The following is a 22796-nucleotide window of genomic DNA, read 5'->3' on the forward strand; positions in this document are numbered from 1 at the left end:
CGCAGGTTGAACCCACGTGCTCCAAATTCATGGTTTCCAAAGGCCCTTCGGCCTTTGGTAGGGGGAGCTTGAGGGGGACAAAGCCCCCCTCAACTCAGTGGCGCACAGGCCCCCTGCAGCCACGCCGCCGTCTCCGCATCGCAATGCGGCCCGACTTCCGCCAGCACCCGCGCATGGTAGGCATCCACCTGCGCCCGCTCCTCCCGCGTCAGCAGCTCCACCGCGATCAGCGCCCGCTCATAGGGCGCGAGGGTCAGGGTCTCGAATTCCAGGAAGGGCTTCACCTGGTCCGGCTGCGCCGGGGCCTCACGCACCAGCAGCAGGTTCTCGATCCGGATGCCGTAATGGCCCGGCAGGTAGTAGCCCGGCTCGTCGGAGAGGATCATGCCCGGCGCCAGCGGCACCGGCTTGGCCGCCCGGCTGAAGGCCACCGGCCCCTCATGGACGGAGAGGAAGCTACCGACGCCATGGCCGGTGCCATGGTCGTAATCCAGCCCCACCGCCCATAGCGCGCGCCGGGCGATGGCATCCAGGTGCGGCCCCGCGACGCCCTTTGGGAAGCGCAGCGCCGCCAGCGCCAGATGGCCCTGCAGCACCCTGGTGTAGCGTTCCTTCAGCAGCGCCGGGGCCGGGCCGGGGCCGCTCCACAGGGTGCGGGTCACGTCGGTGGTGCCGTCGCGGAACTGGCCGCCGCTGTCGATCAGGTAGCATTCATCGGGGTTGATCCGGCGGTCGCTCTCCGGCGTCACGCGGTAATGCACGATGGCGCCGTGCTCGCCCGCGCCGCTGATGGCGGGGAAGCTCTCGCCATGGAACAGGGCGAGGTCGCGGCGAAAGCCCAGCAGCGTCTCCGCCGCGCTCAGTTCCGTCTGGCCGCCCGCCGGCGCCGCCTTGGCGAACCAGGCGAGGAAGCGGGCCAGCGCCACCGCATCCCGCCCATGCGCAGCGCGGGCGCCCTGCTGCTCCACTGCATTCTTGCAGGCGCGGGGCAGGCGCACCGGGTCGTCGCCCGCCACCACCCGGGCGCCGGCCTCGCGCAGGGCGGCGCCGAACCAGGCGGGCGTCGCCTCCGGGTCCAGACGCACCTTGCGGCCCGCAAGCCCCTTCAGCGCCGCGGCGATCTCGCCGCGCGGCCGTACCACCACGTCATTGCCCAGATGGGCGCGGGTCTCGGGCGGGACCTTGCCGGGGTCCATGTAGATCTCGGCGCTGGCATCGGCGCGCAGCAGGGTGAAGCCAAGGGCGAGGGGAGTGTTCTCCAGATCCCCGCCGCGCAGGTTCAGCAGCCAGGCGAGGGAATGGGCATCGGCCAGCACCGCCGCATCCTCGCCCGCCGCGCGCAGGGCGGCGGCCGCTTCCTCGCGCTTCTCGGCGGCGGATTTGCCGGCGAATTCCAGCGTGTGGGGCAGGGCAGGGGCGGCGGGCGGCGCCGGGCGATCGGCCCAGATGGCGTCCACCGGGTTGCGCGGCAGGGGCACGAAGCTCACCCCCGGCCGTTCCAGCCGCTGTAGCCCGGCCTCGCTGTGCAACCAGGGATCGTAGCCGATGCGCTGGCCCGCCGCGTGCTCCGCCAGCCAGTCGCCCGGCGGGTTTTCCGTGATGTGCCGCTGCTCCCACAGCGCCGTGTCGGTCTGCTGCGCCGCCTGGGTGGTGTAGCGGCCATCGGTGAACAGCGCGGCGCGGTCCGGCAGCACCACGGCGAGGCCGGCGCTGCCGGTGAAGCCGGTCAGCCAGGCCAGCCGCTCCCCCGAGGGCGGGACGTATTCGCCGAGATGCTCATCCGCCCGCGGGATGAGGACGCCGTCCACGCCGAGGCGGGCGAGTTCGGCGCGGAGGGCGGCGAGGCGTTCGGCGGGGCTCATCCGGAAATCCCTTGCAACAGACTTAACGTTTTCGCGTATATCCACAGGAAGCAATGCGATTGACGCATGTCTTCTCTGTTACATTCGCGCTCATCCTTCGCCGGTCGCGGCCCTAATTGCTCTGCGAAGCGAAACGGCCACCCGGCCGACGCAGGATAACTGGACGCTAGCCATGGACGCCCGCATTACCAATACGGAGGCCACCCTCCTACTGCCCCGCAGCTCCGCGGCCGAGCGGGTGGAGGCCATCCGCCTGGCCGCCGGCCGTGCCCGCGATGCTGCGTTGGGCCGCCGGATCGCGCAGCTTGCCGAGCGCATCCTGTCCCTGCCCGCGCGCTGGCGCGCCCGAGCGGAACTGCGCAGCCTGACGCTGCGGGAGCTGGCCGATATCGGCCTGACTCCCGGCGACATCGACCGCGTCGTGGACGGCCAGGCGCGCTGATCGGCGGGAGCCCCGGCGGCTCCCGGATCCTCTCCCCCGCGCGGCCGCCCCCCCGGCCATGCGGGATTGCGCCAGGGGGTATGCGCCCTCACGCCGCGTAACCCCTGGCCGCCCCCCTTCGCCAGACATTCTTTCGCGCGAATGAGCCGGCGCGGGCCTTCCCTCGGCCGCCTCGCTGCCGATATTCCTGCGGCAGGGTGCCGAGGAGGACCAGGATGCAGCAGCCGCCGATGCCGGCCGAGGGCGCCGCCCGCCTCGCCGAGGATGTCTGGGCGAGGCTGCACCGGGAGGCGTTGCGTACCCTCCAGGCCGAGCCGCTGCTCGACCGCCACCTCTACGCCACCCTCCTGCGCTGGCCGGGCTTGGCGGACTCCTTTGCCGCGGTGCTGGGGGACCGGTTGGGGACCGCGGAGCTGGGCGCCGAGCGCCTGGCCGGGCTGGTGCTGGAAGCCTGGGCGGCGGAGCCCGCCCTGGAAGCCGCGCTGCGCGCCGACCTGCTGGCCATCGGGGCGCGCGACCCGGCGGCCGGGTCCGGGCTGCTGACCCCCTTCCTCTACTACAAGGGCTTCCACGCCCTGCAGCTCCACCGCGTGGCCCATTGGCTATGGGGGCGGGAGCGGCGGGCGCTGGCCTATTTCCTCCAGGCGCAATCGGCCCGCGCCCTCGGCATCGATCTGCACCCGGCGGCGCGCTTCGGCACCGGCGTCTTCATCGACCACGGCACCGGCGTGGTGGTGGGGGAGACGGCGGTGGTGGGGAACGACGTCTCCATCCTGCAGGGCGTGACCCTGGGCGGCACCGGCAAGGAAGCCGGGGACCGCCACCCCAAGGTGCGGGACGGGGTGCTGCTGGGGGCGGGGGTAAAGGTGCTCGGCAACGTCACCATCGGCCGCGGCGCCAAGGTGGGCGCCGGCAGCGTGGTGCTGCGGGATGTGCCGCCCTGCGCCACGGTGGCGGGGGTGCCGGCGCGGATCGTCGGCTGGTGCCCGGAGGCGATCCCGGCGCTGGTGATGAGCCATGCGTTGCCGGAGGCCGGGACGGAAGGCTGCTGAGCAGAATCCTAGCGGGGAAAGGCAGAAGCACCATCGCCCCCGTGCGCCAGGTGGCGCCTGCCCCGGGCGCGGCACCACCCCCGCCCGCGGCGCGTGGCAGCCTTGCGGCCCCCCGCATGCGGGGCGCTGGACGCCGGGGACCCCGGCGCGGTAAAGGGCGCTGCCAAGGTCGCGACTCGCGCCGCCTCGGCGGGCGCAGCGCCCGCAGGTGCGAAAGGTCCCCCCCATGGCTCCCGAATCCTCTGAAGCCGCCGCCCCGCCGGCGGCCCGCCGCGCCTTCACCATCGAGGAAGCCTACGCCTTCGACGATGTGCTGCTGGTACCGGCCTATTCCACGGTCCTGCCCAACCAGACCGATACGCGCACCAAGCTGACGCGCGAGATCGCCCTCAACATCCCCCTCGTCGCCGCGGCGATGGACACCGTCACCGAGGCGAACATGGCCATCGCCATGGCCCAGGCCGGCGGCATCGGCGTCATCCACAAGAACATGACGCCGGAGGAACAGGCGGCGCAGGTCCGCCGGGTGAAGAAGTTCGAAAGCGGCATGGTGGTGAACCCAGTCACCATCCACCCGGACCAGACCCTGGCCGATGTCCGCGCCCTGCAGGACCAGCACCGCATCAGCGGCATCCCGGTGGTGGAGCGCGGCTCCGGCCGGCTGGTCGGCATCATCACCAACCGCGATGTCCGCTTCGCCACCGACCCGAGCACGAGGGTCTATGAGCTGATGACGCGGGACAACCTCGTCACCGCCGATGCCGAGGTGACGCCGGACGCCGCCCGCACCCTGCTGCACCGCCACCGGATCGAGAAGCTGCTGGTGACGGACGAGGCCGGGCGCTGCGTCGGCCTGATCACCGTGAAGGACATGGAAAAGGCCCAGGCCAACCCGAATGCGGTGAAGGATGCGCTGGGGCGTCTCCGCACCGCGGCGGCGACCGGCGTGGGCGAGGATGGCATCCGCCGCGTCGAGGCGCTGGTCGCCGCCGAGGTGGATGTGGTGGTGGTGGACACCGCCCATGGCCATTCCGGCGGCGTGCTGGCGGCCATCGAGCGCATCAAGCGCATGTCGAACACCGTGCAGGTCGTGGCCGGCAATGTCGCGACGCCGGAAGCGGTGGCGGCGCTGGTCGAGGCCGGGGCCGATGCGGTGAAGATCGGCATCGGGCCGGGCTCCATCTGCACCACGCGCATCGTGGCGGGTGTCGGCGTGCCGCAGCTGACGGCTGTGCTGGAGAGCGCCGCGGCGGCGCGGGAGAAGGGCGTGCCGGCCATTGCCGATGGCGGCATCCGTACCTCCGGCGACATCGCCAAGGCGATCGCCGCGGGCGCCGATTGCGTGATGATGGGCAGCCTCTTCGCCGGCACCGACGAGGCGCCGGGCGAGGTCTTCCTCTACCAGGGCCGCTCCTACAAATCCTATCGCGGCATGGGCTCGCTCGGCGCCATGGCCCGCGGCAGCGCCGACCGCTACTTCCAGGCGGAGGTGCAGGATTCCCTGAAGCTGGTGCCGGAAGGGGTGGAAGGCCGCGTCGGCTACAAGGGGCCGGTGGGCAATGTCATCCACCAGCTCGTCGGCGGGCTGAAGGCGGCGATGGGCTATACCGGCAACGCCACCATTGCCGAGATGCAGCGCAATGCCCGCTTCCGCCGCATCACCGGCGCCGGGCTGCGGGAGAGCCATGTGCATGATGTGGCGGTCACCCGCGAGGCGCCGAACTACCGTCAGGAAGGGTAAAGGGCCACACGCCCCATAGCCGGGCGCAAACTCACACCGGGGTCCGGGGCCAGGTCCTGGCCCCGGTGGGGGTTCGGGGGCAAAGCCCCCGATCTTCCTTGGTCGTGTTTGACCTCAGGCCGTCGCCGGCTTGCCGCCCAGCCCCGTCCGCCCCGGCAGCGCCGCCAGTAGCTGCACCGTCCCCGCCACCAGCCCCATGCCGACGCCGAGCTTCCAGGCGAGGTCGTAGGAGCCCAGCGCATCGAAGAGCAGCCCGCCGCCATAGGCGCCGAGGAAGCTGCCGATCTGATGGCTGGTGAAGGCGATGCCGCTCAGCATGGGCTGCCAGCGCAGGCCGAACAGCCCGACCACGATGCCCGCGGTCAGCGGCGCCACGCCGAGCCAGAGGAAGCCCATCACCGCGGCGAAGACCAGGGTGGCGAAGGGCGTCGGCGGCATCATGAAGTAGAGGCCGAGCGCCGCCGACCGGCAGAGATAGATGCCCCCCAGCAGGGCCGGCTTCGACCACCGCCCGCCGGCCCAGCCGAAGAACAGGCTGCCCAGCACGTTGAACCCGCCGATCACCGCCAGCGCCTGGGCCGAGAGCATCGGGTCCATGCCGCAGAGGGCGAGGTAGGAGGGCAGATGCGTCGTCAGGAAGACGAGCTGCAGCCCGCAGATGAAGAAGGCGCCGGACATCACCAGATAGGCCGGGCTGCGGACCGCCAGGCGCAGCGCATCGCCGGCCGAGCCGGCCTCGCCGCGCGCGGCCGGCAGCGGCACCTTGTCCACCCGCCCGGCGACCAGCGCCGCCGGGATCATGGCCAGCGCCACCAGGATGAAGCCCAGCACCCCGGCCCGCCAGCCCCAGCCGGTGCTCAGCGTCTGGCCGAGCGGTGCCGAGAACAGCGCGCCGAGCGAGCCGGCCGCCGAGACCAGACCCATGATGGAACTGCGCAGCGCCGGCGCCACCGGCCGGGCCGCTACGCCCATGGCGATGGAGGAGGTGGTGCAGGCCAGGGCCAACCCGATCAGCACCCCGGCGCCCAGCCAGATGCCGTAGCGGCTGCTGGCCGTCGCCATCACCGCCAGCCCCGCCAGATAGGCCAGCGTGCCGGCGAGCATCACCGGCCGGTAGCCGAAGCGCGCCACCAGCGCGCCGGACCAGGGCTGCAGCAGCCCCCAGGCCAGGTTCTGTACCGCAATGCCCAGGGTGAAATCGGCGACGGCCATGCCGAGATCGGCCACCGCCGGCGCCATGAACAGCCCGAGGCTCTGCCGCAGCCCCATGGCGAGGCTGAGCATGACCGAGGCGCCGATCAGGATGGGCAGGGCAGGGGTTCCGCGCAGGTCGCGCAAGGACGGCATGACGGACTCCTCCCGAGGCTACCGGAGAAGCCTAGCGGGGATGGCAGAGCGGAGAACCCGCTTGTGCGGCGCAACAGTCCTGCGGCGAAGGCATGGATCGGGGCTGGGCGGCGTCATCCGGGCCGCGCCGGCGCCCAGCCGCCCTGGCTTCCGCGCCGTCGCGCCTTCCGGGTCGCCGGCTGTCCCGCTGACCGAACTGCCCTACCCGACCGGCGCCTGGCTGTGCCAGTAGCCGATCCGGTCGCGGTCCGCGGCGTTCCAGCTCCAATTGATCGTCTCGTTCCTGCGGCCGATGCCGCCGAGCTTGCCCCAATAGGCGCGCGGGTAGCGGCCCCGGTTCAGCTCCCCCGGCACCACGATGACGACATGGCCATTGGGCTCGGCCTCCAGCCCGCCGATGACGAAATGCCCAGCCGTCGCCAGGGCGGCGGCGGAAGGGCCGTCGAGCGCCTGCTGCCAGCCCTGGCGCAGGGCGGCGATGATCGCATTGGCCTGGCCGATGACGGTGATGTCGAAGCGCCGGGCCACCGCCTTCAGGTAGCCGCTGCAATCGCTCTTGTGGGCGTCCCACTCCGCCTCGCAGGCGGCGATGATGGCTGTCCCGTCCGGCACCGCGCTGCCTCCCCTGGTCGTGGGAAGACTGGGCGAAGCCGTTCCGGCTCCGCAGTGCCTTGCGTCACGCAGCGAAACCGGGACCGGGCCCCGGGCGGGGCGGGCGCCTGCGACCGGATGCAGGCCGTGGTGCACAGCGCAAAGCCCGGACCCGTACAGGCCGCGGCGCCCGCGTCCCGCGGCGCCGCGGGACCCGGCCCGGCCTCTCAGCCCCTCAGCTTCGCCAGCCCTTGTTCCAGATCGGCGATCAGGTCGGCAGGTTCCTCCAGCCCCACATGGATGCGCGCCATGGGACCGCCGAACTCGCCGCTGCCGGCGGTGCGCGTCACATTGCCGGTGGTCAGGATCGCCAGGCTCTCATAGCCGCCCCAGCTCGCGCCGATGCCGAAAAGCTGCAGCGCATCGATGAAGCGGCCGACATCGTCCACCGTGTAGCGCGGCTGGAACACCACGCCGAAAAGCGAGCAGGCGCCGGTGAAATCCCGCTTCCACAGCGCGTGCTGCGGGTGGCTCGGCAGCGCCGGGTGCAGCACCTGCTGCACCTCCGGCCGCGCCTCCAGCCAGCGTGCCACCTCCAGCCCGCTCGCCGCCTGCCGCTGCAGCCGCACCGCCATGGTGCGCACGCCGCGCAGCCCGAGCCAGACATCATCCGGCGAGGCATATTGGCCGAGCAGCGAGGCGGCGCCGCGGACGATCTTCCAATCCTCTTCGGTGTTCACCGTGACGCTGCCGAGCAGCACGTCCGAATGCCCGCCGACATACTTCGTCAGCGCCTGGATGGAGACATCGACGCCCTTCTCGAAGGGCTTGAAGTGATGGATGCCCCAGGTGTTGTCCATCAGCAGGCGGGCGCCCTTGGCATGCGCCACCTCGGCCAGGGCCGGCACGTCCTGCACCTCGAAGGTGTGGCTGCCGGGGCTCTCGGTGTAGAGCACCTTCGTGCTGGGCCGGAACAGCGCCGCGAGGCCGGCGGCGTCGATGCAGGGATCGTAATAGGTGGTCTCGATCCCCCAGCCCTTCAGCAGCCCGTCGCAGAGGTTGCGGGCCGGGCCGTAGCAACTGTCCGGCATCAGGCAGTGGTCGCCGGCCTTCAGATAGGCCAGCAGCGGCACCGCGACGGCGGCGAGGCCGGTGCCGACGATCAGCGCATGGGTGCCGCCCTCGATCTCGGCGATGACGTCCTCGAAGGCGTAATGCGTGGGGCCGCCCTGGGTCCCATAGGTCATGTACTGCTCGAAGCGATGCTTCGCGCCCTCCCGCCGCGCCGCCACATTCGGGAACAGCACGGTGGAGCCGCGATGCACGGCCGGGTTCACGAAGCCATGCACATGGGTGCCCGCGCGCCCGGCATGGGAGAGGCGGGTGGCGAAGCCGTGCTTCTTCGAATCCTCGGTCATCAGGCAGTCGCTTTCGGGGTTTCGGGCCGGCTGGCCCATTCGGTCCAGGAGCCGTCATAGACGGCAGGTTCGGGGAAACCCGCGCGCACGAGGCCAAGGGCGAGGGCGCAGGCGGTGACGCCCGAGCCGCAGGTGGTGACGACCGGGCGCTCCATCGTCACGCCCTCCTTCTCGAACATCGCCCGCAGCGTGGCCGGATCCTTCATCGTGAGGTCGGGCTTGAGGAGCTCGGCGGAGGGCAGGTTGGCGGCGCCCGGCATATGGCCGGCGGGCAGGTCCTTGCGCGGCTCCGGCGTGGTGCCGGCGAAACGGCCGCGGGCGCGGGCATCGAGCAGCAGCTCGCCGCCGCCGCCCTGGCGCACGATGCGCTTGACGTCGCCGATGCCGCGCAGCTTGGTCGGCTGGAAATCCGGGATGAAGGTCGCGGCGGCGCGCGGCTTGGCCTCCCCGGTCTCCACGGGCCGGCCCTCGCGCTGCCATTTCGGCAGGCCGCCATCCAGGACCGCCGCCTGCTCATGCCCGAACAGCCGCATCATCCACCAGCCGCGCGCCGAGGCGCGCAGCCCGTGCTGGTCGTAGAAGACGATGCGGGAGGCGTTGGAGACACCGAGGGCCCCCACCAGGCGGGCGAAGCGCGCCGGGGTCGGGAGCATATGCGGCAGGTCGGTCTCGGGGTCGGCGATCTCGTCGATATCGAACAGCAGCGCGCCCGGGATGTGCGCGGCGCGGAAGCCGTCATGCTTGTTGCCGGGCTCGCCGGGCAGGTAGGTGGAGCAATCGAAGACAAGGAGGTCTGGCTTGCCCAGCTCCGCCGCCAGCCACTCGGTCGAGACCAGGTTGTCCATCGCCCTCACTCCCATGCCAGCCTGAGGTGGTCTTCCGTCCTGCGGGCCGGAGCGGGGTGGGTCGAGCATCCCTCGCCCATCCCGCTCCGGCTCATTGTTATGCCGCGCGATTCACGGTTGCGGCCGATTCGGCCTCAACCGATCACGCTCTGGGCGCCCGGCGATGCCGCGCCATCAGCGATCACGAGATAGACGCGGCGGTTCTGCTTGCCCTTGTTCTCGAGCTTGGTGACCTCGACGCGGCCGATCTCCGCCGTGCGGCGCACATGGGTGCCGCCGCAGGGCTGGAGGTCCACCGGCGCCGCCGCGTCGCCGATGCGCACCAGCCGGATGCGACCGGCGCCGCGCGGCGGCTGGACGGAGAGGGTGCGGACCAGGCCGGGATTGGCGTCCAGCTCCGCCTCGCTGATCCACTGCTCCCCCACCGCATGGTCGGCGACGATCAGGGCGTTCAGCGCCTCGGTCAGCGCCTCCTTGGCCGGCGGGGTGGCGAGGTCGAAATCGAGCCGCGAGCGTTCCGCACCGATCTGCCCGCCGGTCACGCCGGCGCCGGGGATCAGGCTGCACAGCAGGTGCAGGGCGGTGTGCATGCGCATATGGCGGTGGCGAAGCGGCCAGTCGATCGCGGCCGTCACCTCGGCGCCCACCGGCGGCAGCGTCGCGCCCTCGGCCGGCAGGTGCAGCACCGTGTCCTCCGGCCCCTTCACCGCCTTCAGGATCGGCAACTCCCCATCCGCCCAGCGCAGCACCCCGGCATCGCCGGGCTGGCCGCCGGCCTGGGCGTAGAAGGGGCTGCGGTCCAGCACCACGCCCTCCGGCCCGGCGGCCAGGACAATCGCCCGCGCCTCCTGCAGATAGGCGTCCTCACGGAAGAGCAGATCGGTCGACATGGGACTTCATCCCCCGCTCCGCGCCGGGTGGCAAGCCCGCTCGCGCGGCCGGCCGACACCTCAGCGCCAGGCGGCCCGCAGCCTCTCCCGGTGATGCCTGAGCCACCAGAGGCAGGCGGCCGCCGTGACATTCTGGATGCGGTTGGCATCCAGCAGGGCGAAGGCGTCCGCCGCCGGGAGAATGCGGAGCCGGATATCCTCCCCCTCCTGCGCCAGCCCATGGGTGGCGGGGCCGGATTCGGGCAGCGTCACATGGGCGGCGAAGTAGTGCATGGTCTCGTCGCAGCCGCCCTGCATCAGCATGTATTGCCCGATGCTCTCGAATTGCCGGCCGACCAGCCCGGTCTCCTCCTGCAGCTCCCGGCGGCCGGCGAGTTCCGGGTCCTCCCCCTGCTCCAGCAGTCCGGCCGGGCATTCCGTCATCACCGGCACGAGGCCAGCCGCCAGGGCCGGCAGGCGGAATTGCTCGATCAGCACCACCGCATCCGCCACCGGGTCGTAGGGCAGGATCGCAACGCCGCGGCCGCGCCGCCACAGCTCCCACACCAGCTCGGCGGAGCGGCTGCCGTCGAAGCGCTCATAGGTGAAGCGGACGAGCTGCAGGGCGAAGCGGCCGCTCCAGGCGATCTCGTCCGCCGTCACCTCGAGGCCGGGATAGGGCGGGATGGGCGGTGCCTTGGGCGGTCTCTCGGTCATGCAACGGGTTCCCGGAACAGAAGGGCAGCTTGCGGGATCCGCCGGAGGCGGCGGATGGCCCCAGAAGCGGCATTTTCAATGGCGTTCTTCGGCGCCTGGCTACCACGCCCGCGGGTCACGCGGCAGAGATCCCGGCCTGAGGGGCGGATGGTCACGCCGCGCGCCCGCCTGCTCCGGCCATGGGCCCGGCCGCGCAAGCCATGTTCCCCGCGCCACACCCGGACGATCGCCCCCGCAGCCCCGGATCGCCGCACGATCCGCTAGCCTGACGACCGGCGATTCCACCCTTTCGGATATTGCTCTAGGCTCGCCGCCAACGCCGTCCACGGGATCCCCGCCATTTCCGCCGCCGAGACCCTGACCCCGCAGGCCGCCCGCAGCGCTGCGCGGCGCCGGGCCATCCTCTTCATCCTGGCGGCGGCCGCGCTCTTCTCCCTGGCCGGGGCGCAGGTGAAGGCGCTGCGGGGCGAGATCCCGCTGATCCAGGTGATGTTCTGCCGCAATCTCTTCGCCATCCCGGCGCTGCTGCCGCTGCTCTGGGCAGCGGGCGGGCTGCGCGCGCTGCGGATGCAGCTGCCCTGGCTGCATGCGATGCGCATCACCGCCGGCCTCATCGGCATGGCCGGGCCCTTCTATGGCTATGTGGTGCTGCCCTTCGCCCTGGTCACCGCGCTCGGCTTCACCATGCCGCTCTTCCTCACCCTGCTCTCCGTGCCGCTGCTGGGGGAGAGGGTGGGGCCGCGCCGGGGGCTGGCGGTGCTGGCCGGCTTCGGCGGGGTGCTGCTGGTGGCGCTGCCCGGGAGCGGCGGCGGGGTGGAGCTGACCGGCATCGCCGCCGTCCTGGTGGGGGCGGTGGCCTGGGCGGTTGCCATGATCTCCATCCGCCGCATGGGCGAGGCCGGGGAGGCGAATGCGACCATCGTGCTGTGGTTCGCGCTGGGCTCCGCGCTGGTTTGCGGCGTGCTGAGCCTGCCCGTCTGGGTGGCGCCGCGGCCGGAGCAGTGGGTGCTGCTGGCCGGCACGGGCCTGGTTTCGGCGCTGGCCCAGGTGATCATGACGGAAGCCTACCGCCGCGGCGAGGCCACCCTGCTGGCCCCCTTCGAGTATTCCGCCATCCTCTGGACCACGCTGATGGGCGTGCTGGTCTGGGGCGAACTGCCGGATGGCTGGGATGTCGCCGGCATCGCGGTGCTGGTGGGAAGCGGGCTGTATATCTGGCACCGCGAGGTCGCATTGGGGCTGAAGCGCTGAGACGAAGGCGTCATGCAGCGTGTTCCTGGTGGCCGCATCTGGCAGGCGCGACCGTTGCGGCCCGGAACGGTGACTTTCAAAGGTGACTTTCGGGGTGGTGCATGGCCCTCGATCCTGGCTTTTATTCATTCTGTCGACTGTTCGTTACAAATTTTTGCGATTTTTTAGCTGAGAGACATTTCTTTACTTGAGCATGTGCGCGGTTCGTTCAAGTCTGCGTGTGCTCTCCACCATGGGTGGACGCTTCTCATCCGGTCGAGGCAACGCCATGAATCTTCGCGCCAGCGGCATCGAAGAATCTTCGCGCCAGCGGCATCGAAGCCCTTCGGACTTCCATGGCCAACCCGGCCAGAGCTTGGCAGGGCAACAAGAACTCGGCGCGAGACCGCTTCCTGGCCGGCGGTTACTTTTCGGCGCACCATCAGCCGAAATTCGAACTCTCGCTTGCCGACAGATTCTTCACCGTCGGCTCCTGTTTCGCGCGGGAGATCGAGTACAAGCTCGCACCATTCGGCGTGCCGCTGCTGCTGCGGAACCAGGGGATCGAGCGCCGCTTCTTCGATAGCTGGAAGGATGGCGATGATGCGCCGGGCGCTGACGCGCTCTATGCCGGTGTGTTCAACAAATACACCACCGCCTCCATCGAGCATGATTTGCGCCGGACCATCCTGCGCGAGAGCTACGAGAATGAGGGGCTGATCGAGCTCGACACCGACAAGTGGTTCGACCCCCATGCGAGCGGGCTGAAATTGCTGCCGCTGGAGCAGGCGCTGGCCAACCGGGCGAAGATCGCCGAGGCGATGCAGCTCGTGCGCCAAGCGGATGTCGTGGTGATGACGCTGGGCCAGACCGAAAGCTGGTTGGACACCGCCACCGGCATCGCGATGAACGCGCATCCGGGGCCCGCCGCTCTGCGGAAATTCGGGGATCGCTTCTTCTTCGTTGACCATTCCTACGCGGAGACGATCGCGCAGGTCGATCGGACCATTCAGCTCATCCGCCGGGAGTGCAATCCGGCGATGCGTTTCATCCTCACCGTCTCCCCTGTGCCTTTCAACGCCACCTTCCGACCTCAGGACGTGGTCGTCGGCCATCAATCCACCAAGGCGATGCTGCGCACCGTGGCGGAGGAGTTGTTCCGCAGCTACGATTTCGTCGACTACTTCCCGAGCTACGAGATGGTGATCAACACGCCGCGGGAACTTGCTTGGCTGGACGACCAGCTGCATGTCGCGGGCAAAATGGTGGAACACATCATGCAGCGCTTCTACAGCCTGTACTACCCGCAGGGCGCGGTTCTGGCGGCGCAGTAGCGCATCCCGGCGGCAGTGCGCGCGGGCGGGCCGCACCCGTCCTGCACGCAGGCTCTGGCGCACGGTCCCGTCGGGCCCGCGCCACCCAAAGGGGCGCCGCCGGCAGCAAGACCGCGCAGGCGCGAGGCCAGCGTCAGCAGGCCAGCACAATCTTCCCGAAATGCGCATTGGCCTTCATATGCGCCAGCGCTTCCGGCGCCTCGTCCAGCGAGAACACCCGGTCGATCGGCAGGGACAGCTTCCCCGCCTCCACCGCCTCCCACAGATCCGCGCGCATGCGGCGATTGATCTCCCGCACCTCCTCCAGGCTGCGGGTGCGGAAGGTGACGCCGATATAGCGGATGCGCCGCAGCGCATGCAGGTCGAAGTCGAATTCCGCCCGGGCGCCGCCCAGCCGCCCGACATTCACGATGCGGCCGAGGATGGCGCAGGCCCGCAGATTGCCGTTCGCCAGCTTGCCGGAGACCTGGTCGACGATCACCTCCACGCCGCGGCCATCGGTCGCGGCCAGCACCTGCTCCGGCCAATCCGCCGCGCCGGTGTCGATCGCCAGGTCGCAGCCGAACTCGGCCAGCCGCGCCCGGCGCTCCGGGTTGGTGGAGCTGCCGAGCACCTTGACCGCGCCCATCAGCTTGGCGATCTGCATCCCCATCAGCCCGACGCCGGAGGAGGCGCCCTGGATCAGGATGGCCTCGCCCTTTTGCAGCCCGCCATTGGTCACCACCGCGTCATGCATGGTCTGCAGCGCGACGGGCAGCGTCGCCGCCTGTTCCCAGGACATGTTGGCCTGGGGCAGGGGGGAGACGCGGCCCCAATCCGCCACGGCATATTCGGCATAGCCGCCTGCGCCGCTGGCCATGACGCGCTGGCCGATGGCGAGGCCGGGTGGCACCTCGGCGCCGAGCGCCACGACCTCCCCGGCGAATTCCAGCCCCGGGATGGTGCCGGGCCCGCCGATGCGGCCATGCGCCTGGCCGGCGGCGACGCCGAGATCGGCGCGGTTCAACCCGGCGGCGCGGACCCGCACCAGCACCTCATTCGGCTTCGGCGTGGGCTCCGGCGCTTCCTGCACCTTGAGCCCCTCGGTCGTGACGACAGCGGCCTTCATGGCGATTCCCCTCCCCTGGCAGGGCAGGGATAGGCCGTCACAGCCGCTTCGTGAACCAGAAGTGGGTGGCGCCCGGCGGCATGTCGGCCAGCCGCGCCACCTCCTCATAGCCCTGGCGGCGGTAAAAGCCCGGCGCCTGGAAGGAGATGGTGTGCAGATGGACGCCGACGCAGCCCTCCCGCCGCGCCAGCGCCTCGGCCTCCGCCAACAGAAGCGCACCGAGTCCCTGGCCGCGCATCGCCTCCGCGACCCAGAGCCAGTCCACATAGAGCCAGCCCCAGCCGAGCGCGCATTTCGCGCCGCCGGTCACCTCGCCCGCCGCGTCCCGCGCCACCACCCAGCGCTCGCCGCGCGGCACCCGGCGGCCATGGGCGGCGAGGTTGGCGGCGGCAAGGCCGTCCCGCACCGCCGCGCGGGCCGCCGGATCGGGGCTTTCCTCCACGGTGATGCGGGGCGCGTCGGTCATAGCTTCTTTCTGAACCAGATGCGGGCATGGCCGGGCGGCATGCCGTTCAGCCGGCCGAATTCCTCATAGCCGGCGCGCCGCCAGAAGCCGGGGGCCTGGAAGTCGAAGGTGTCCGTGTAGGCGTCCGTGCAGTCGCGGCGGCGGGCGATCGCCTCCGCCCGCGCCAGCAGCGCGGCGCCGAGTCCCTTGCCCCGCTGCTCCGGCGCCAGCCAGAGCCAGTCGATGAAGAGCCAATTCCAGTAGGTCAGGCCGAGCAGCCCGCCCCGCACCTCGCCGGCCTGGTCCCGCGCCAGCAGGGTGACCGGCTCCCGGTCGTAGGGCCCGCCCATCTCCTGGTTAAAGGCGTGCAGCCCGCGCTGGATGGCGGCTACCGCCTCCAGCTCCGGGTACTCGTCCTCGCTGATCTCGATGCCGTCCTCGCTCATGTCGGCAGCAAAGCGCAGCCTCCTTGCCAGCCTGTCAACCGCGCCGCCGCGCCGGGGCGTTGGGCGCGGCGGTGGGGCCCCGGCTGCGCCGGGCCTGGCGGCGGCGCACCGGCCACCGCGGCGGCCTGCCGCGCCCGTCCCGAAGGGGCCTGCAGCATTCCCAGGCCAGGCGGAGGCGCCCGGCGACTCGGAAGCTGCGGCGACGCGAAAGGCCCGCACGGTCCCACGCAGGCACGGTCAGCGCGAGCGGCCGCCGCGTGGATGGGGTCGCCAGGACGCAGGAGGCGCGGCCTCAAGGCCATCGCCCCTCGCCGCGCCTCAGCGCACCAGCCTGGCGATCTCTCCCGCCAGCGCCCTGATCTCCGCCGCCGCCGGGCTTTTCGGCGCCGCCTCCGTCACGCCCAGCCCATCGAGGAAGGCGGTGGCGAATTGCACCCGGTTGCCCAGGGTCTGGGCCATCAGTGTCACGCCCTTCTCCACCAGCGCGGCGGCGATGCTGTCCTTCAGCCTGCCCTGCGGCGGCACCCGGTTCAGCACCGCGGCGACGTAGCGCCCCTCCGCCGCCGCCAGCTTCAGCGTCGCGTCGCTCGCCCAGAAATCCGCCGGCGAGGGCTGCATGGGCAGCAGCACCAGATCGGCGGCGCGGATCGAGAGCCGGGTATCCGTCTCGGCATGGGGCGGGGTGTCGACGATGACGAAATCCGTCTCCCGCCGCAGCCGGTCCAGCGCGCCGGGGGTGCGCCAGCCGGAGGGGCTGTCGAAGCTCAGCCTCGCCGCCTTCTCCCCCTGCTTCTGCCGCGCCATGTGCCAGTGGCCGAGCGAGGCCTGCGGGTCGGTGTCCAGCAGCGCGACCCTGTGGCCAGCCTGCGCCAGAGCGACGGCGAGGTTCGCGGCGAGGGTGGATTTCCCCGCCCCGCCCTTCTGCTGCGCCACCGTCACCACGAAGGCCATGCGCGCGACTCCGATGCCCGCCGCGCAGGCTACAGGAAAATGCCGCTTCGGGCCGAAGGGTCACTCCGGCCGGGCGGGCTCGCCGGAGGGGGCGGTGGACGTGGCGCTGGACGGCGCGTTGCCGGAGACGCCGACATCCGGCGTGCCCGCGGGCACCGGGTTCATCGCCGCGGGCGGCGGGGTGGAGGAAGCGGCGGGCGGCAGGCGCGCGCTGCTGCCCGTGGCGCTGTCCGGGTTCATGGCGGCGCGCCACTCGGCGGTGGTGGCCGGCGGCGGCGGGCTGGGCGGTTCGGTGGTCCAGCGGTGCAGGAAGAGGCCCAGCACCGTGGCGATCAGCATGGGCGGGATCACCGTGGCAAGGCTGAGGCGGGGCATGGTGCGGCTCCGGCAGTGATCTGCGCATGAAGCGCATGGCGGCGGCGCGGGTTCGCGGCGCCCGGCCGAGGGATCGCGCGCCGGAGAGGAGAGGGGCGCGATCCTCCCGAAGCGCAGCGCGGCCGCCGCCAGGCGGTGCCATTGGCGACGCGCCGGCGCCGTCCCTCCTGGCCCCGGCTTCTGGCGCGTCCCCTGGCCGGACCTCCTGCCGCGCCCCTTGGCCCGAACGCCTGCCTCATCCCCCGGGGGCTCGACCCTCCTGCCCATCCCGCCGTCGTCCCCGCCCGGAATTGCTGCCGGCCATGCGGCGCCCCTATCCTCGCCGCCATGGCGCTTGAACTCCTCACCCCGGCCGAGATGGCGCGTGCCGATGCCCTGGCGATCGCCGGCGGCATCCCCGGCCCGCGCCTGATGGAGGCCGCGGGCCGCGCCGTGGCCGAGGTCGCGCGCCGCCGCTTCCGGCCGGTGCGCACCCTGGTGCTGGCCGGCCCCGGCAACAATGGCGGCGATGGCTATGTTGCGGCGCGCTGGCTGGAGCAGGCGGGCTGGCCCGTCGCGGTCGCCGCCCTGGCGCCGCCGCGGCCGGGCAGCGACGCCGCCTGGGCCGCCGGCACCTGGCGCGGCCCCATGGCGCCCTTCGCCCCGGAGGAGGCCGCCCGCGCCGGCCTCGTCATCGATGCCGTCTTCGGCGCCGGCCTTGCCCGGCCGCTGGAGGAGAGGGTGGCCGAAATGCTGCGGGCGGCGGGCGGTCCCATTCTCGCCGTCGATGTCCCCTCCGGCCTCGACGGCGCCACCGGCCAGCCGCTCGGCTTCGCGCCGCAGGCGGCGCTGACCGTCACCTTCTTCCGCCTGAAGCCCGGCCATCTGCTGCTGCCCGGACGCCTGCTCTGCGGCGAGACGCGGCTCGCCGATATCGGCCTGCCCGCCAGCGTGCTGCCCGGCACCGGCGCCCGTGCCTGGCGCAACGGCCCCGGCCTCTGGCGCCTGCCGGCGCCGGGTGCCGCCGGCCACAAATACAGCCGCGGCCATGTCACCATCCTCGGCGGGTCCGGCATGACCGGGGCGGCGCGGCTGGCGGCCGGGGCGGCACATCGGGCGGGGGCGGGGCTCGTCAGCATCGCCGCGCCGGATGCCGCCAGCGCCGCCGCCTACCGCGCCGGGGCGCCGGAGACGATGGTGACGGAAGCCCCGCCCGAGGAGCTGCTCGGCGATCCGCGCCGGCAGGTCTGGCTGCTCGGCCCCGGCCTGCCCCCCACGGAGGCGACCCGCGCCCGGCTGCGCCAGGCGATCGGGGTCGGGCGGCAGGTGGTGGCGGATGCCGGCGCCATCACCGCCTGCGCCGGGGCGCCGCAAGCGCTGCGCGGCGCCGCCGTGCTCACCCCGCATGCCGGCGAATATGCCGCGGTCTTCGGTCCGCCCGGCGAGGACAAGCCCGCCGCCGCCCGGGCCGCCGCGGCGGCGACCGGCGCGGTGGTGCTGCTGAAGGGCGCCGATACCTGCATCGCGGCGCCGGATGGCCGCCTCGTCATCAACGACCATGCGCCGCCGACGCTGGCCACCGGCGGCAGCGGCGACGTGCTGGCCGGGATCATCGCCGCCCTGCTGGGCCAGGGGATGCCGCCCTTCGAGGCCGCTGCCGCCGCCGCCTGGCTGCAAGGGGAGGCGGCGTACCGAAACGGGCCCGGGCTGATCGCCTCCGATCTGATCACCTCTTTGCCGGCTGCCATGGAATTCACCTTTCGCGCGTGATGCCCCCCTTGCCATCGCGCTAGATTTCTTAATGTTTCACATGCTCGGCTGGCGCCCGAGCCATGGGGGAGTGCGATCGCGATGTCGGAAGTTCTGGAAGCCCCTGGCCTGTTCGACCGGGCGCTGCGGCGCGTCACCAGCCTGTGGCGGGACATGGCCGACCGGGTGGTGGGCGCCGAGGATATGGGGGTGGAGGCGCAGATGCGCGCCTGCCTCGCCGGCCGCGGCGGCGAGGTCTCCGCCCGCAACCGCGCCGCCCGCCTGGCGCAGAGCTACCTGACCCTGGATGCCGGCGGGCGGCAGGACTTCCTGCGCTGCCTCGCCCGCTTCGATTCCGACGATTCGGCGCTGGAGGCCGCCATGGCCGCGCTCGGCAAGGCGGAGACGACGGCCGCCCGCGCTGCCGCCAAGGCGAAGTTGCGGCGGGTGCTGGAGACGCCGCGGGTGAAGCTGCTGACGCAATTCACCACCATCCCGGATGGGGTGAAATTCCTGGTCGATCTTCGCGCCGAGCTGCTGCGCCTGATGGATGAGGACCCGCTGCTCCAGGCGCTGGAGACCGACCTGAGGGGGCTGCTGGCGAGCTGGTTCGATGTCGGCTTCCTCGAGCTGCGGCGGATCGACTGGAACTCCCCCGCCGCGCTGCTCGAGAAGCTGGTGGATTACGAGGCGGTGCACCGCATCCGCACCTGGCGGGACCTGAAGAACCGGCTGGACAGCGACCGCCGCTGCTATGCCTTCTTCCATCCGCGCATGCCGGCCGAGCCGCTGATCTTCGTCGAGGTGGCACTGGTGAAGGGGCTGGCGGAGAGCGTGCAGCGCCTGCTGGACCCGAAGGCCCCGGTGCTGGCGGTGACGGAGGCCGACACCGCCATCTTCTACTCCATCAACAACTGCCAGCGCGGGCTGGATGGCATCAGCTTCGGCAATTTCCTCATCAAGCGGGTGGTCTCGCTGCTCGGGACGGAGCTGCCGAACATCCGGCAATTCGCCACCCTCTCCCCCATCCCCGGCTTCAGCCGCTGGCTGCAGGGGCGGCTGGCGGCGGAGGGCGAGGCGCTGCCGCTGAGCGAGGAGGAGATCAAGGCGCTGCGCGAGGCCGCGCCGCCGCTCACCGCCCTGCCGGCCCCGGCGGAGGGCGGCGCCGCCACCGCGCCCGCGCTGGTGGAAACCCCCGCCCAGACCCTGGCCCGCATCCTCGCCCGGCGGAGCTGGCTGCGGGAGGAGGCGGTGGCCAAGGCGCTGGAGCCGGTGCTGCTGCGGCTCTGCGCGCACTACCTCATGGCCGAGGCCTCGCCGCGCCACCCGAAGCGGGCGCGCGACCCGGTGGCGCATTTCCACCTCTCCAACGGCGCGCGGGTGGAGCGGCTGAACTGGCGCGGCGACACCTCCGACAAGGGGCTGAAGGAGAGCGCCGGGCTGATGGTGAACTACCTCTACGACCCCGCGAAGATCGAGGAGTACCACGAGGCCTATGTCGGCGAGGGCAAGCGCGCCGCCGCCAATGCTATCAAGCGCCTGGCCAGGGGCTGAGCGCGGCCCGGGACGGGCGCGTCGCCGCCTCCGGGCAGGGTGGGGCGCTGGCCGCTGGAGCCGGAGTGCCTAGAGCATGCTGCGTTCGCTGGCGCTCCCGCAGCATGCTCTAGGCCGGTGTTTTGCGAGCATCTTCACGCGTTCAGATGATCCCATCTGAACGCGGTCTGCTCTAGGCTTCGCTTCCCCGGTTCGGCTCCAGGCTGATTGTCTGGTTGCTTGCTCCGGGGGCAACCGCACCCGGCGCGGTGGGCGGCCCGCCCGCCGCGCCCCAGCCGACCTCCCCGGCGTCCTGCGGTGCCTTGGCCGGCCGGCGCATCCAATGGGCGCGGGTCTTGTACTCGGCGAGGCAGTGCATCGCGACCTGCCGCAGCGCCGTCAGGTGGTCATGCACCAGCAGCCCCGGCGGCACCTCGCCCCGCTCGGCCACCGCCCCCGCCACCACCCGGGTCAGCAGGCCGGGGCCGCTCTGCAGCCAGACCATGTCGGCATCGCCGCGGTGGATCGCCTGCACCGCCTGGCGCAGCGCCTCCTGCATCAGCGCATGGCCAGGCACCGCGCCGATCAGGTTGTTGCCGATGGAGCCCAGATCCTCCTGGTACAGCACCAGCGTGGCGCCGGGCGGGGCAAGCGCCCCGAGGCTCCCGAACAGCCGGTCATCCGCATCCGCCCACCAGCCGCCCTCCGTGGCCAGCACGGCCAGGCGGAGCAGGTCGGCCCGGTGGGTCGGCGTCCGCGCCCGGCGCCAGGCGGCCTGCACCGCGGGGGGCTGGGTCGCCGCCATCCAGGCCGAGGCGGCGGCATCGTCGAAGCGGCGCGCGGCCAGGCCCGGACGTGCCCAGCTCGCCATCATCGCCCTGAGGTCGGCGGGCGGCTCCGCCGTGTTCCAGTACTGCGCCAGCCGGGCGGGCAGGGGGGGCGCGGCCGGGTCCGGGCGGAAGGCGAAGCCCCCTGCCTGGCGCAGCGCCACCGCCAGGGCATGGGCGGCGCCGAAATGCTCCGGCATCTCCCGCACCAGCGCACCGAGCGGGGCGAGCCGGGCCGCGGCCGGCAGGGCGGCCAGGGCGTGCAGCCGCGCCAGCAGTTCCGGCTCCAGCGCCAGCTCGTCCAGCAACTGGCCATGGAAGGTCCGGGAGAGGCGGGGCGTGCGGCCCTGCAGCCGGGTTGCCGCCGCCTCGATGCGCAACACGGCCGCCACCGCCTCCCGCGCCCCTGCGGCGTCGCTGCGGGCGAGGCGTAGCATGGCGAGGCGGCTGCGCGGCCAGGGATCGTCCGGGGCGAGGTCGGCCGCCTCCGCCAGCAGCGGCTCCGCCGCCTCCAGCCGCCAATGGTCGGCGGCCACCAGGCCGCGCAGATGCAGCCTGCGGGCGCGGGCGGCGAGGCCCGGCGCCGGGGGTGGCGCCGCCAACAGCGCCTCCGCCGCCGCGGCGTCGCCCGCCTCATGCTCCAGCACCACCCGCTCGAACCAGAGTGGAAAGCGGTCGGCGGGGCTCGCCCGGGCAGCGGCCAGGGCCTCCGGCACCGCCCCGCTGCGGCGGAGCAACTCCAGCCGCTTGGCCGGCAGCTCCGGCACGCCGGGCAGCGCCGCCGCGCCCTGTTCCAGCAGCGCCAGCGCGGCCTCCAGCCGGCCCTGCTCGGCATGGATCTCGGCGGCGCCGAGGAAGCACCAGGGGCCGGGATGGCCGGTGGCGATGCCGGCCTCGAAGCAGGCGCGGGCGGCGTCCAGCGCTCCGGCCATGCGGTGCAGCGCGGCCAGGTGCTCCAGCGCCGGCACCCAATGCGGATCGAGGGCGAGGGCCTGGTCCAGCAGGGCACGGGCGGCCCGGGGCTGGCCCAGCGCCCGCTCCGCCGCCGCCGCCTCCACCAACAGCGCCGGATCCTCGGGGCCCAGCGCGGCGGCGGTGGCGAAGGCCTCCCGCGCCGCCGCATGGTCGCCGAGGGCCCGCGCCGCATGGCCCAGCGCCAGCCGCAGGCCGGGTTCCGCCGGCGCCGCTTCCACCGCGCGCTGCGCCTCGGCCAGCGCCTCCGCCGCCCGTCCTGCCTCGGCCAGCGCCGCCACCTGGCCCAGCCGGGCCTGCAGCGAGGCCGGATCGAGGGCGAGGGCGGCGCGGAAATGCCGCAGCGCCGCCTCCGGCTCGCCCAGCGCCCGCGCCGCCTCGGCCAGCGGCAGCAGGGCCCAGAGCGCCCGGGGCTGCGCCGCCGCCACCGCGGCGAAGAGCGGCCGTGCCGTGCCGGGCTCGCCCAGCGCCATGGCGGCATGGCCGAGGCCCATCATGGCCCCTTGATGGTCCGGCCACCGCGCCAGCACGGCGCGGAACCCCGCCGCCGCCGCCGCCGCCTCGCCGGCCGCCAGATGCAGCTCCGCCATGCCGAGCAGCCCGGCCGGATCCTCCGGCGCCTCCGCGCGCAACTGGGCGAAGAGCGTGCCGGCCTCCGCCGCGTCGCCCTGCAGGCGGCGGCATTCGGCCAGGCCCGCCAGCCCGGCCGGGTGGTCCGGGCGCAGGCGCAGCACGGCGCGATAGGCCGGCTCCGCCTCGGGAAGCCGGCCGAGCTGGCGCAGCGTGTCGGCGCAGGCGAGGGCGGCCCACTCCGCCTCCGGCGCCGCCTCGAGCGCCGCGGAGAAATGCGGCAGTGCCGCTGCCGGGTCGCCGCCGCCGCGCAGCGCATGGCCGAGCTCCATATGCGCCGCGACATGGCCGGGGCAGAGCGCCAGCAGGCCGCGCCAGAGCAGCGGCCGCTCC

20 protein-coding genes are annotated in these 22796 nt (G+C 72.7%); 7 read left to right on the forward strand and 13 right to left on the reverse strand.

Annotated features, from left to right (window positions below; genetic code table 11):
- Positions 1–89: 89 nt before the first annotated feature.
- On the reverse strand, positions 90–1862 hold the full coding sequence (locus NJ376_RS21130; RefSeq protein ID WP_252955264.1) for an aminopeptidase P family protein: 1773 nt from the start codon (positions 1860–1862) through the stop codon (positions 90–92).
- Positions 1863–2034: 172 nt separating this feature from the next.
- Here NJ376_RS21130 and NJ376_RS21135 point away from each other — a divergent pair, with 172 nt between their 5' ends.
- The 3 genes from NJ376_RS21135 to guaB all read left to right on the forward strand — a co-directional run bounded on the left by NJ376_RS21135 (position 2035) and on the right by guaB (position 5097).
- Positions 2035–2304 (forward strand): DUF1127 domain-containing protein, encoded by a 270-nt coding sequence (locus NJ376_RS21135; RefSeq protein WP_252955265.1) that lies wholly within the window; start codon positions 2035–2037, stop codon positions 2302–2304.
- 215 nt (positions 2305–2519) lie between these two features.
- Positions 2520–3356 carry a serine O-acetyltransferase gene (gene cysE / locus NJ376_RS21140; RefSeq protein ID WP_305880012.1) on the forward strand — a complete coding sequence of 279 codons (837 nt, stop codon included), beginning with the start codon at positions 2520–2522 and terminating at the stop codon, positions 3354–3356.
- 226 nt (positions 3357–3582) lie between these two features.
- Entirely contained in the window at positions 3583–5097 is a 1515-nt protein-coding gene (gene guaB / locus NJ376_RS21145; protein ID WP_252955266.1) for an IMP dehydrogenase, read from the forward strand.
- Positions 5098–5211: 114 nt separating this feature from the next.
- On the opposite strand, the gene NJ376_RS21150 is transcribed toward guaB, so the two are convergent.
- From NJ376_RS21150 to NJ376_RS21175, 6 genes are all read right to left on the reverse strand, one after another.
- On the reverse strand, positions 5212–6444 hold the full coding sequence (locus tag NJ376_RS21150) for an MFS transporter (RefSeq protein ID WP_252955267.1): 1233 nt from the start codon (positions 6442–6444) through the stop codon (positions 5212–5214).
- 201 nt (positions 6445–6645) lie between these two features.
- Complete coding sequence (locus tag NJ376_RS21155) at positions 6646–7056, reverse strand: hypothetical protein (RefSeq protein ID WP_252955268.1); 411 nt, start codon at positions 7054–7056, stop codon at positions 6646–6648.
- Positions 7057–7262: 206 nt separating this feature from the next.
- Positions 7263–8453, reverse strand: coding sequence for a cystathionine beta-lyase (metC, locus tag NJ376_RS21160; RefSeq protein WP_252955269.1), 1191 nt, complete (start codon positions 8451–8453; stop codon positions 7263–7265).
- On the reverse strand, positions 8453–9298 hold the full coding sequence (locus tag NJ376_RS21165; protein WP_252955270.1) for a sulfurtransferase: 846 nt from the start codon (positions 9296–9298) through the stop codon (positions 8453–8455). The genes metC and NJ376_RS21165 overlap by 1 nt, the downstream gene beginning before the upstream one ends.
- 134 nt (positions 9299–9432) lie before the next feature.
- The gene (locus tag NJ376_RS21170) at positions 9433–10188 is read right to left on the reverse strand and encodes an alanyl-tRNA editing protein (protein WP_252955271.1); all 756 of its coding nucleotides are present in this window, start codon (positions 10186–10188) and stop codon (positions 9433–9435) included.
- A gap of 60 nt (positions 10189–10248) precedes the next feature.
- Positions 10249–10884: an NUDIX domain-containing protein gene (locus NJ376_RS21175; protein ID WP_252955272.1), complete on the reverse strand. Its 636-nt coding sequence runs from the start codon at positions 10882–10884 to the stop codon at positions 10249–10251.
- Positions 10885–11283: 399 nt separating this feature from the next.
- On the opposite strand from NJ376_RS21175, the gene NJ376_RS21180 reads away from it, so the two are divergent.
- Entirely contained in the window at positions 11284–12135 is an 852-nt protein-coding gene (locus tag NJ376_RS21180) for a DMT family transporter (RefSeq protein ID WP_370288509.1), read from the forward strand.
- A 335-nt stretch (positions 12136–12470) separates the two neighbouring features.
- Positions 12471–13448, forward strand: coding sequence for a GSCFA domain-containing protein (locus NJ376_RS21185; RefSeq protein WP_252955274.1), 978 nt, complete (start codon positions 12471–12473; stop codon positions 13446–13448).
- A gap of 133 nt (positions 13449–13581) precedes the next feature.
- Here the strand turns inward: NJ376_RS21185 and NJ376_RS21190 are convergent, their stop codons facing one another.
- From NJ376_RS21190 to NJ376_RS21210, 5 genes are all read right to left on the reverse strand, one after another.
- A complete protein-coding gene (locus tag NJ376_RS21190; RefSeq protein ID WP_252955275.1) occupies positions 13582–14556 on the reverse strand; it encodes a zinc-binding dehydrogenase in 975 nt (324 codons plus the stop codon).
- 37 nt (positions 14557–14593) lie between these two features.
- On the reverse strand, positions 14594–15022 hold the full coding sequence (locus NJ376_RS21195; protein ID WP_252955276.1) for a GNAT family N-acetyltransferase: 429 nt from the start codon (positions 15020–15022) through the stop codon (positions 14594–14596).
- Positions 15019–15447, reverse strand: coding sequence for a GNAT family N-acetyltransferase (locus NJ376_RS21200; RefSeq protein WP_252955277.1), 429 nt, complete (start codon positions 15445–15447; stop codon positions 15019–15021). Before NJ376_RS21200 ends, NJ376_RS21195 begins: the two co-directional genes overlap by 4 nt.
- A 318-nt stretch (positions 15448–15765) precedes the next feature.
- Positions 15766–16398, reverse strand: a complete 633-nt coding sequence (gene parA / locus NJ376_RS21205; protein WP_252955278.1) for a ParA family partition ATPase — start codon at positions 16396–16398, stop codon at positions 15766–15768.
- A gap of 60 nt (positions 16399–16458) precedes the next feature.
- Positions 16459–16773: a hypothetical protein gene (locus NJ376_RS21210; RefSeq protein ID WP_252955279.1), complete on the reverse strand. Its 315-nt coding sequence runs from the start codon at positions 16771–16773 to the stop codon at positions 16459–16461.
- Positions 16774–17100: 327 nt separating this feature from the next.
- Here NJ376_RS21210 and NJ376_RS21215 point away from each other — a divergent pair, with 327 nt between their 5' ends.
- Together NJ376_RS21215 and NJ376_RS21220 are read left to right on the forward strand one after the other, a co-directional pair.
- Positions 17101–18522 (forward strand): NAD(P)H-hydrate dehydratase, encoded by a 1422-nt coding sequence (locus tag NJ376_RS21215; RefSeq protein WP_252955280.1) that lies wholly within the window; start codon positions 17101–17103, stop codon positions 18520–18522.
- Positions 18523–18603: 81 nt separating this feature from the next.
- Entirely contained in the window at positions 18604–20055 is a 1452-nt protein-coding gene (locus NJ376_RS21220; protein ID WP_252955281.1) for a malonyl-CoA decarboxylase domain-containing protein, read from the forward strand.
- A gap of 172 nt (positions 20056–20227) precedes the next feature.
- Here the strand turns inward: NJ376_RS21220 and NJ376_RS21225 are convergent.
- Positions 20228–22796 (reverse strand): tetratricopeptide repeat protein (locus tag NJ376_RS21225; RefSeq protein ID WP_252955282.1); only part of this gene is annotated, 2569 nt, incomplete at its 5' end.

The sequence above is a fragment of the Siccirubricoccus soli genome (genome assembly GCF_024178315.1).
GTDB classification, from domain to species: domain Bacteria; phylum Pseudomonadota; class Alphaproteobacteria; order Acetobacterales; family Acetobacteraceae; genus Siccirubricoccus; species Siccirubricoccus soli.

Coding starts and splice junctions, on each gene's coding strand:
- NJ376_RS21130 (WP_252955264.1), bottom strand. CDS start 1,862: ATGAGCCCCGCCGAACGCCTCGCCGCCCTCCGCGCCGAACTCGCCCGC.
- NJ376_RS21135 (WP_252955265.1), top strand. CDS start 2,035: ATGGACGCCCGCATTACCAATACGGAGGCCACCCTCCTACTGCCCCGC.
- cysE (WP_305880012.1), top strand. CDS start 2,520: ATGCAGCAGCCGCCGATGCCGGCCGAGGGCGCCGCCCGCCTCGCCGAG.
- guaB (WP_252955266.1), top strand. CDS start 3,583: ATGGCTCCCGAATCCTCTGAAGCCGCCGCCCCGCCGGCGGCCCGCCGC.
- NJ376_RS21150 (WP_252955267.1), bottom strand. CDS start 6,444: ATGCCGTCCTTGCGCGACCTGCGCGGAACCCCTGCCCTGCCCATCCTG.
- metC (WP_252955269.1), bottom strand. CDS start 8,453: ATGACCGAGGATTCGAAGAAGCACGGCTTCGCCACCCGCCTCTCCCAT.
- NJ376_RS21165 (WP_252955270.1), bottom strand. CDS start 9,298: ATGGACAACCTGGTCTCGACCGAGTGGCTGGCGGCGGAGCTGGGCAAG.
- NJ376_RS21170 (WP_252955271.1), bottom strand. CDS start 10,188: ATGTCGACCGATCTGCTCTTCCGTGAGGACGCCTATCTGCAGGAGGCG.
- NJ376_RS21175 (WP_252955272.1), bottom strand. CDS start 10,884: ATGACCGAGAGACCGCCCAAGGCACCGCCCATCCCGCCCTATCCCGGC.
- NJ376_RS21185 (WP_252955274.1), top strand. CDS start 12,471: ATGGCCAACCCGGCCAGAGCTTGGCAGGGCAACAAGAACTCGGCGCGA.
- NJ376_RS21190 (WP_252955275.1), bottom strand. CDS start 14,556: ATGAAGGCCGCTGTCGTCACGACCGAGGGGCTCAAGGTGCAGGAAGCG.
- NJ376_RS21195 (WP_252955276.1), bottom strand. CDS start 15,022: ATGACCGACGCGCCCCGCATCACCGTGGAGGAAAGCCCCGATCCGGCG.
- NJ376_RS21200 (WP_252955277.1), bottom strand. CDS start 15,447: ATGAGCGAGGACGGCATCGAGATCAGCGAGGACGAGTACCCGGAGCTG.
- parA (WP_252955278.1), bottom strand. CDS start 16,398: ATGGCCTTCGTGGTGACGGTGGCGCAGCAGAAGGGCGGGGCGGGGAAA.
- NJ376_RS21210 (WP_252955279.1), bottom strand. CDS start 16,773: ATGCCCCGCCTCAGCCTTGCCACGGTGATCCCGCCCATGCTGATCGCC.
- NJ376_RS21215 (WP_252955280.1), top strand. CDS start 17,101: ATGGCGCTTGAACTCCTCACCCCGGCCGAGATGGCGCGTGCCGATGCC.
- NJ376_RS21220 (WP_252955281.1), top strand. CDS start 18,604: ATGTCGGAAGTTCTGGAAGCCCCTGGCCTGTTCGACCGGGCGCTGCGG.